Source organism: Pseudoduganella sp. RAF53_2 (assembly GCF_052113985.1).
Classification (GTDB): Bacteria; Pseudomonadota; Gammaproteobacteria; order Burkholderiales; family Burkholderiaceae_D; genus Rugamonas.
Window position 1 is genome coordinate 1 of sequence record NZ_JBFRDW010000182.1, and the last position, 9289, is coordinate 9289.

The window sequence follows — 9289 nt, forward strand, 5'->3', positions numbered from 1 at the left end:
GGAAAGGGCTGGGCATGTTCAAGAATCTGTTGATCAAGTGGAAGCTGGCGGTCCTGGTTGGCATCATGATGATCGCGCTGGTGGTGCTGGGCGCAGCAGGGTATCGGGGTATTGCAAAAGTGGGCGGATCGGTGAACGAAATCGGGGTCGTTCGCCTGCCGTCGATTCAGGGGCTGCTGGAATTGAACGAGGGCCAGACCGCGGTGGCGCTCGCGACGCTGCGCACGGCCATCTGGGAAAACGACTACACATCGCAGGCGAAGTTCGCCGAAGTGATCAAGCTGCGCGATAAGGCCTGGGCCAACGCCAACGGCGGCTGGAAGCGCTATGAGCCGCTGCCGCAAACGGATGAAGAAGCGGCCATGTGGAAGCAGTTCGTGGGCGAGTGGGAAGCGTGGAAGGCCGTCGACGCTAAACTGGGCGCTACCATCGCGGCGCTTGCGTCCAACAAGGACGAAGAAAAACAGAAAGAGCTGTTCAAGCAGTTCTACGCCCAGTTCGACGAAGCGGGGCCGCTGTTCGCCAAGGCCGAAACCTCTCTGGACAAGATCACCGAGCTGAATGACAACGTGGCCAAGGGCAGCGTGAAGGATGGCCTGGCGGCTGTCGGCACGGCGGAAGCGGCCATGATCTGGACCGCCATCATCGCGCTCGCCGTGGCGATTGGCTGCGCATGGTATATCGCGCTGGCGATCACGCGTCCCATCGAATCGGCAGTGCAGGTCGCGCAGACTGTGGCTGCGGGCGATCTGACCAGCACCATCACCGTTGACACCAGCGAAGAAACCGGCCAGCTGTTGCAAGCGCTGAAAGACATGAACGGTAGCCTGATCAAGGTGGTCGCGCAGGTGCGCAGCGGCACCGACACGATCGCCTGCGCGTCCAGCGAGATCGCGAGCGGCAACCTGGATCTGTCTTCACGTACGGAAGAACAGGCATCCTCGCTGGAGGAAACCGCCTCCTCGATGGAAGAACTGACATCCACGGTGCGCCAGAACTCTGACAACGCACAGCAAGCCAACCAGCTGGCGCGCACGGCATCGGGCGTGGCGGAGAAGGGCGGCGACGTGGTGGCACGCGTGGTGCAAACCATGGATTCGATCAATGAGTCGTCCTGCAAGATCGTCGACATCATCGGCGTGATCGACGGCATCGCCTTCCAGACCAATATCCTCGCCCTGAATGCGGCGGTGGAAGCAGCGCGTGCCGGTGAACAGGGCCGCGGCTTCGCGGTGGTGGCATCGGAAGTGCGCAATCTGGCCCAGCGTTCCGCCGCGGCAGCGAAAGAAATCAAGCAGCTGATTGGCGACTCGGTCGAGAAAGTGGGCGCCGGCAGCAAGCTGGTGGCGGAAGCGGGCAGCACGATGGGCGAAATTGTCACCAGCGTGCAGCGCGTGACGGACATCATCCAGGAAATCAGCCTGGCGACGCAGGAGCAGAGCGTTGGTATCGACCAGATCAACGATGCCATCGGCCAGATGGACAGGGTCACCCAGCAGAATGCGGCGCTGGTGGAAGAAGCGGCTGCCGCATCGGCCTCATTGCAGGAACAGGCGCAGTCGCTGGCCGCTGTGGTCAGCGTATTCAAACTCGATCCCAGTCTGTTGACGGCGCCTGCCGCCAAGCCGCGTGCTGCGGCTGTGGCGAAGCGTCCTGTCGCGCTGGCGGCCGCCGCACCGCTCAAACGTCCGGAATTGAAGCGTCCCGCGCCGGCGAAAGTCGCCGCTGCGCGCGAAGCGGCGGATGACTGGGAAGAGTTTTAAGCAGGACAGGCCAGCAGCAGGGCAGTGATGTTGTCACGGCTACCGTCCTGCTTGGCCATTTCGGTCAGCGCTGCGCAGGCGGCTTCCAGGCCGTCCAGCGTGGTGTGCGCAAGAATCGCTTCGATGGCGCCCGCCTGTGCTTCGCCATACAGCCCGTCGCTGCACAGCAGATAAAGATCTCCCGGCTGCAGCGGCATCGCAAAGACATCCGGTTCGATGTCGGGACTTGGCCCCAGCGCCTGCAGCAGCAGATTGCGTGGCGGGAGAGGTTCCGGCAGGCCTTGTTCCAGCGCCTGCTGGTAAAGCGTGTGATCGTGCGTCAGTTGTTCGAGCAGGCCATCGCGCCAGCGGTAGATGCGGCTGTCGCCGACATGCAGTGCGATGGCAGGCGCGCCTGGCTCGGGCTGCCATAGCGCGCTCAAGGTGGTTCCCATGCCGATGCCATCCGCCAGTCCGGCCGCTGCGTTCATGCCGTACAGCGTGGCGTTCACGTGCAGCACCGCATCGCGCGCCGCCTGCACTGCGCGTGGACTGGCACCCGTCCAGGTGGTGTCGGGATCGACAGGATGATCATGCACATTGGCCAGCTCGCGTGCCAGCAGCAGCAAGGCTTCCGTGCTGGCCAGCGCGCCGCCGGCGTGGCCGCCCATGCCGTCGGCCACCGCCACCAGTCCCAGTCTCGTATCGATCAGCAGATTGTCCTGATTGGATGGGCGGACGGTCCCGGTATCGGTGAGCCCGCAGGCGGCGCCCATCGCCAGTGTGTGCGGACGCGGTGGCGAAAGCGGAATCATCGGATCAGCTCCGCATGCTGCAGCAGCTGCTTCGGTGGCGGCATACCGAGACGTGCCGCGACGTCCATGTTCACCAGGACGTTGAAGCTGCCGATAGTTTCGATCGGAATCTCGCTCGGGCTGCGGCCGTGGAAGAGGATTTGCGCGGTCTTATGCGCGGTCAGTTTGCCGATTTCGCGATTGCCGCTCACCAGCCCGAACAAGGCTTTGCCATCGCGCAGATTGATTTCGGTGGCCGCGAAGGTGGGCAGATGGGCGTCGAGCGCCACTTGCGTCAGCAGCTTGCGGTGGGTGGCCAGGAAGTTATCGGGGCCGATATACAGCAGCTGCACGCCTTGCCGCGCCAGATCGTTCACCATGCCAGGCAAGGCGTCGACTTGCGGTTGTCCATTGGCATCCAGTGGCACAGGCTTGGCGATGATCTCGCAGCCGCATTGCGCCGCCTCGGCGCGCAGCTCGCGCACGGTGGCCTGGGAATTCAATTCGTTCGGGTTGTAAATGGTCGCGATGCGGGCAAAACGCCGCCAGGCGCGGATGGCCTTCATCTGCTGGCTCACCGGCACCACATGGCAAGTCCCCGTGATATTGCGATGCGAGGACTGCAGCGAGCGCACCACGCCAGCGGCTTGCGGCGTCGATACCATGGTGAACACGACGGGGATGTCGGTCTCGTGCGCATCCGGGTCAACGGCGCCTTCCTTGCCTGCCACGGCCAGCGTTACCGATGTGCCCCAGGTGTAGATCAAGTCTGCGCCTAATGCGCGGGCTTCGGCGATCAGGGCAGGGACGCGGCTGATATCCAGGTCCACATTGCGCTCGATGAATTCGACTTTCAGTTTGTGCTGGGCGAAGTAGTCGCGGAAGCCTTGTTCGGCGGGCGTTTCGCCGTAGGCCAGAATCATGTAGATGCGCGGCACATGCGGCTTGCTGTCGTGCGCCAGTGCGGCCAGTGGCGCCAATGGTGAGGCGGCCGTGAGCATGGCCGCGCCGCGCAGGAATGTGCGCCGCGTGCCGCCATGCGAGGGCCGTCTCGTCTGAGTCATGCCAGCGATTCTACACCGCTTACTGTGCGGGCGTCGCAGGCTGCGCGGGCGGCGTCGCTGGCGGGTTGGCCGGCGCGGCAGGCGTACCAGGTACTGCGGGCGTCTCTTCGCCCGGCGCCGCTTCGCCCTCCGGCGCCGGCGCCTGATCCAGGTCGATGCCGCGCACCGTCGGATCGCTGGTGTATTCCTCCAGCATCCAGTCGCCGTCCTGCTGCACCACGCCTTCCGGCGCTGCACGTTCGATTGGCCCGCGCTTGGCGAGAGCGACTTTCATGTAGTCGATCCAGATCGGCAGCGAGAGCGTGGCGCCGAATTCGCGGCCGCCCAGCGATTTCGGCTCGTCATAGCCCATCCAGGCGACGCCGACGATGCCGCCGCCATAGCCGGCGAACCAGCCGTCCATGGCGTCGCTGGTGGTGCCGGTTTTGCCTGCGATGTCATTGCGGCCCAGGCGCTGCGTGGCTTGCGCGCCGGTGCCGGTGCGCGTGACTTCATGCAGCATGCTGTCCATGATGAAGAGGTTGCGCTCGTCCAGCACGCGATTGCCGTCCTGCGCGACGGCTGGTGGTTTGGTTTCGGACAGTACGGTGCCCTTGCTGTCGGTGATGCGCGAAATCAGGTATGGCTGGACCTTGTAGCCGCCGTTGGCGAATACCGCATAAGCGCTGACCATCTGCTCCGGCGTGACCGCGCCCGTACCCAGCGCCATGGTGTAATTCTTCGGATGCTTGGCCAGATCGAAGCCGAATTTGCCGAGGTAGCCGTGCGCATAATCCAGACCGGTCGCGCGCAGGATGCGCACGGAAGGCACGTTCTTGGACGCGGCCAGCGAACGGCGCATGGTAATCGGGCCGTCAAAAACATTGTCGTCGTTCTGCGGACGCCATGGCTCACCGTTGGCGCCGCCCGGCAGCTCGATAGGCTCGTCCAGCACCAGGGTGGCTGGCGAGAAGCCCTTCGAGATCGCTGCCGAATAAATGAAAGGCTTGATGGAGGAGCCCGGCTGGCGCCAGGCCTGCGTCACGTGATTGAACTTCTGCAGCGTGTAATCGAAGCCGCCGACCATGGCATGGTAAGCACCGGTTTCAGCATCGATGGCGGCAAAGGCGGCGGCTACTTTCGGCACTTGCGTGATGGCCCAGGTCTTTTTCTCGCCGCGCATGACGCGGATGACGGCGCCAGGGCGCAGCTTGAAGGTTGGCTTGGCGTTGGCCGACAAGGCCGGTGCGGCCAGCTTCAGGCCCTCGCCGGTTATGGCCAACTRTTCGCCGTCGATGGTTTCCACTTTGACTTCGGTTGGCGAAGCTGCCAGCACCATGGCTGGAATCAGGCCATCGCTGGAGGTGCGCTTGCCCAGCGCTTCGTCAATTGCATCCTCGCGTGCTTCTTCATCGGCCGGCAGATCGATATAGGCCTCGGGGCCGCGATAGCCGTGGCGCTGGTCGTAGGCAATCACATTGCGGCGCACGGATTCGTAAGCGGCATCCTGGTCGGCGCTGATAATCGTGGTGTAGACGTTGATGCCCTTGCTGTAAGCGTCGTCCTTGTACTGCGCAACGACGGCAAGGCGCGCCAGTTCGGCAACATATTCGGCGTGGGCTTCGAACTCCTGGCCGCGGCTGTTGATGCGCAGCGGCTCGTGCAATGCCTGCTGGTACTGGGCTTCGCTGATGTAGTTCAATTCACGCAAGCGGCCCAGCACGACATGCTGGCGGGCTTTGGCGCGCTTGGGATTGGAGATCGGATTGTGGTGGGCCGGATTCTTCGGCAGGCCCGCCAGCATGGCGATTTCGGCGATGGACAGGTCCTTCAGCGACTTACCGAAATAGGTGCGCGCCGCGGCCGAGAAGCCGAAGCTGCGCTGGCCCAGGTAAATCTGGTTCATGTACAGCTCAAGAATTTCGTCCTTGCTCAGGGCGCCCTCGATGCGGTAGGCCAGCAGGATTTCGGTGGCCTTGCGTGACACGACTTTTTCGCGGCTCAGATAGAAATTGCGCGCCACCTGCATGGTGATGGTGGAAGCGCCCTGGCGGAAGCCGCCGGCCAGATTGGCGCGCGCGGCGCCGAGGGCGCGAATCCAGTCGATGCCGCCGTGTTCGTAGAAGCGCGTGTCCTCGATGGCGAGGATGGTCTTCTTCATCATGTCCGGAATCTGCTTGATCGGCACGAAGTCGCGGTGCTCTTCACCGAATTCGCCAATCAGCACTTTGTCTGCCGTGTAAATGCGCAGGGGGATCTTCGGGCGATAGTCGGTTACTGCTTCCAGCGACGGCAGGTTGGGGGAGACCACAACCAGCAGGTAGCCAATGACGGCGGCAACGCCTAGAACGGCGGCTACGCCTGCGGCAATCAGGGCACGGATGACGAATCGGCGATTAACGGTCAAGGCAGTCTCTCGGTTGCAAAGTCGGGCAATTATAGACTATGCAGGGGGAGCGGCTTATGCCATAGTGCGGGCTGTACTTTCAGGACGCAGACATGCCAAAGGATCAAGGAATGCCATTCGAAGGCCAGCCCCAGGTACGGCCATATATCCCCGATGAAGCCCAGCTTCCCGAACTGACTTTCCGCTCTCTGCTGCTTGGCACAATCCTTGGCATGGTGTTCGGCGCATCCTCGCTTTACCTGGTGCTGAAAGTGGGCTTGACGGTCAGCGCCTCGATCCCGGTGGCCGTGATTGCGATTACCTTCTTTGGCCTGACCAAGAAGATGGGCGGCAAGGATTCCAGCATCCTCGAAAACAGTATTGCGCAAACCGCCGGTTCGGCCGGCGAATCGATTGCGTTCGGCCTGGGTGTGACCATGCCCGCCATCCTGATCCTGGGCTTCGACCTGGAGATCTGGCGCGTGATGCTGGTGGGCGTGCTGGGCGGTCTGCTGGGCATCCTGATGATGATTCCGATGCGCCGCACCATGATCGTGGATCAGCACCGCGAACTCAAATTCCCCGAAGGTACGGCCTGCGCTGAAGTGCTGAAGGCTGCGGCCAACGATACGTCCCGTCTCGCTGCCGGCGAAAGCCTGCAGGAAGAGTCGGAAGCTGCCCGCGACGCCAAGCGCCGGGCGCGCATCATCTTCAGCGGTTTCTTCATCGGTCTGATTTACAAGGCGATGAATGTGTCGCTGAAATGGTGGAAAGATACGCCGGAAGTCGTGCTGGGCGCGCCGCTGAAGGGCGGCTCCGTGGGCGGCGAAATCTCGCCGGAGTTGCTGGGCGTCGGCTACATCATCGGCCCGCGCATTGCGCTGACCATGGCCGGTGGTGGCGTGCTGTCGTATCTGCTGCTGATCCCGATGATCAAGTTCTTTGGCGACCCGCTGACCACCGTGCTGTCGCCGGGCACCATGCTGATTTCGCAAATGGGGCCGGACGATGTGCGCAGCGCTTATATTCTGTACATCGGCGCCGGCGCCGTCGCGGCAGGCGGCCTGATTTCGCTGGTGCGCGCCATGCCGATGATTATCCGCAGCCTGTTTGCGGGCCTGTCCAATGTGGGCAAGGGCAGCAAGGCCGATAGTACGCGCCGCACCGAACGCGATATTCCGATGAAGTGGGTGGTGATCGGCTGCCTGGCCATCATTGCCGTCATCACCGCCGCAACGCCGCTGCATATGAATGTGCTGGGCGCGCTGCTGATCCTGGTGTTCGGTTTCCTGTTCTCGACGGTTTCCTCCCAGCTGACGGGCGAAATCGGTTCCTCTTCCAATCCCACCTCCGGCATGGCCGTGGCCACGCTGCTGTTCACCTGCCTGATCTTCCTGATTCTGGGCTGGACCGGCGGCCAGTATTATGTGACCGCGCTGTCGGTTGGCGCCATCGTGTGTATCGCATCGGCCAACGCGGGCACGACATCGCAGGACCTGAAGACCGGCTTCCTGGTCGGCTCCACGCCGCGCCTGCAACAGTATGCAATCCTGGCCGGTTCGCTGGCCTCCGCGCTGCTGCTTGGCCCGATCCTGCTTCAACTGAATAATTCCAGCACGGTGTATGTGCCTGCTGCCGAAGTGGCGCCCGGTCTGGTGACCGATGCTTCGCGCCTGACCGCCACCGCCAGACTGCAAGGCCCGCAGGCCGCCAGCGACAGCCGCACTYACAAGGTGTGGGAGAAGCAGGACGACAAGGGCGGGCCGGCCGGCAAATACTATGTGGCCGATGACGGCAAGGCGGTTTATCTGGTCGATCCGGGCATCAACGGCACGCACACCAGGCGCCCGGATGGGTCGGAAGTGAAGAAGTACGACGCGCCGAAGGCCGTGCTGATGTCCTACATCATCAAGGGCATCCTCGACAACAAGCTGCCGTGGACGCTGGTGATGTTGGGCGTGATGATTGCCGTGATTCTGGAAATGTCGGGCATCGAGTCGCTGTCGTTTGCGGTGGGCGTGTATCTGCCGCTGTCGGCCACGCTGCCCGTCGCGATTGGCGGCCTGGTACGCGGCTTTGTCGATCGGCGCAACAGCAAGCTGCCGCAATACGCAAATCTGAATGAAGATGAGAAGCAGGCCGCAGGCGACCGCAGTGCAGGCGTGCTGCTGGCGTCAGGCTATATCGCAGGCGGCGCGCTGGCAGGCATCGTCATCGCAATCACTGCCGGCTTGATGACGGACTTCGATACGATGGTGACGAATTGGGCGGAGCACAGCAATCCGTTCTACAGCGGCGAGGCGGCCAATGCGCTGTCGCTGCTGCCGTATTTTGTGCTGATTGCATTGCTCCTGTGGGTGGCACGGGAGAAAAAACAACCTTAACAAGGAGATTGGGGATGAGGAAAGAGCTGTCTGCTGCATGCTTGTTGCTGGCCGCAGGTGCGGCTGGCGCGGCCACGCAATCCATCGATTGCGGCCGCCTGCTGGACGTGAAAGCCGGTGTATGGCGAGAGAAGGTGACGGTGGTGGTGGAGAACGGCAGCGTGAAGTCGATCGCGCCGACCGCCGGCAAAGGCGATGTGGACCTGAGTGGCATGTCCTGCATGCCGGGCTTCATCGACATGCACGTGCACCTGTCCTCGCAAACCCAGCCCCAGGTTGAATCGCTGCGCAGCCAGCTGACGCTCGACGTGCAGGACCGCGCCTATAAGTCCGTGGCCTACGCCCAGCGCACGCTGTTCGCGGGCTTCACCACCGTGCGTGATCTGGGCGATAACGAAGGCCTTAACATCTCCCTCAAGCGTGCCATCAACAGCGGCGCCATTGTTGGCCCGCGCATGTTCACGGCCGGTAAGGCGATTGCCACCACGGGCGGCCATGCCGACCCAAGCAACGGCTATTCGCGTGAACTGCAGCATCTGAAAGGCACGCCAGGACCGGACGAGGGCGTTGTCAACAGCCCGGAAGAAGGCCGCCAGGCGGTGCGCGCCCGTTACAAGGAAGGCGCCGACGTGATCAAAGTGACCGCCACCGGCGGCGTGCTGAGCCAGGCCATCAGCGGCATGAACGCGCAATACACGGAAGAAGAATTGCGTGCCATCGTCGCTACCGCCAAGGATTACGGCTTCAAGGTGGCGGCCCACGCCCACGGCGCGGAAGGCATGAAGCGCGCGCTGCGTGCGGGCCTGGACTCCATTGAACACGGCACCTTCATGGATGACGAAGCCATCGCCCTGTTCAAGAAAACCGGCGCCTGGTACGTGCCGACCATCAGCGCGGGCCGTTATGTGGCCGACAAGGCAAAGGAGCCGAATTACTACTC

The 9289-nt window shown here is 62.9% G+C and carries 6 protein-coding genes; 3 read left to right on the forward strand and 3 right to left on the reverse strand.

All coding sequences use genetic code 11. The annotated features are described in order from the left end of the window. The first annotated feature begins 14 nt into the window (after positions 1–14). Positions 15–1763: a methyl-accepting chemotaxis protein gene (locus AB4Z11_RS12870; protein ID WP_442025649.1), complete on the forward strand. Its 1749-nt coding sequence runs from the start codon at positions 15–17 to the stop codon at positions 1761–1763. On the opposite strand, the gene AB4Z11_RS12875 is transcribed toward AB4Z11_RS12870, so the two are convergent. The 3 genes from AB4Z11_RS12875 to AB4Z11_RS12885 are packed head-to-tail and all read right to left on the reverse strand — an operon-like array spanning position 1760 to position 5986. Continuing rightward, positions 1760–2557: a PP2C family protein-serine/threonine phosphatase gene (locus tag AB4Z11_RS12875; protein ID WP_442025644.1), complete on the reverse strand. Its 798-nt coding sequence runs from the start codon at positions 2555–2557 to the stop codon at positions 1760–1762. The two genes, AB4Z11_RS12870 and AB4Z11_RS12875, sit on opposite strands and share 4 nt — an antisense overlap. Continuing rightward, the gene (locus tag AB4Z11_RS12880) at positions 2554–3600 is read right to left on the reverse strand and encodes an ABC transporter substrate-binding protein (RefSeq protein WP_442025645.1); all 1047 of its coding nucleotides are present in this window, start codon (positions 3598–3600) and stop codon (positions 2554–2556) included. The genes AB4Z11_RS12875 and AB4Z11_RS12880 overlap by 4 nt, the downstream gene beginning before the upstream one ends. Before the next feature lie 19 nt (positions 3601–3619). After that, complete coding sequence (locus tag AB4Z11_RS12885; protein WP_442025646.1) at positions 3620–5986, reverse strand: penicillin-binding protein 1A; 2367 nt, start codon at positions 5984–5986, stop codon at positions 3620–3622. Positions 5987–6096: 110 nt separating this feature from the next. Here AB4Z11_RS12885 and AB4Z11_RS12890 point away from each other — a divergent pair, with 110 nt between their 5' ends. Together AB4Z11_RS12890 and AB4Z11_RS12895 are read left to right on the forward strand one after the other, a co-directional pair. Next, positions 6097–8349, forward strand: coding sequence for an OPT family oligopeptide transporter (locus AB4Z11_RS12890; RefSeq protein ID WP_442025647.1), 2253 nt, complete (start codon positions 6097–6099; stop codon positions 8347–8349). A 14-nt stretch (positions 8350–8363) separates the two neighbouring features. Next, on the forward strand, positions 8364–9289 hold a 926-nt coding region (locus AB4Z11_RS12895), incomplete at its 3' end, for an amidohydrolase family protein (protein ID WP_442025648.1).

Excerpts from the sequence above, each read along its gene's own strand:
- AB4Z11_RS12870 (WP_442025649.1), top strand. The coding sequence starts at position 15 with ATGTTCAAGAATCTGTTGATCAAGTGGAAGCTGGCGGTCCTGGTTGGC.
- AB4Z11_RS12880 (WP_442025645.1), bottom strand. The coding sequence starts at position 3,600 with ATGACTCAGACGAGACGGCCCTCGCATGGCGGCACGCGGCGCACATTC.
- AB4Z11_RS12875 (WP_442025644.1), bottom strand. The coding sequence starts at position 2,557 with ATGATTCCGCTTTCGCCACCGCGTCCGCACACACTGGCGATGGGCGCC.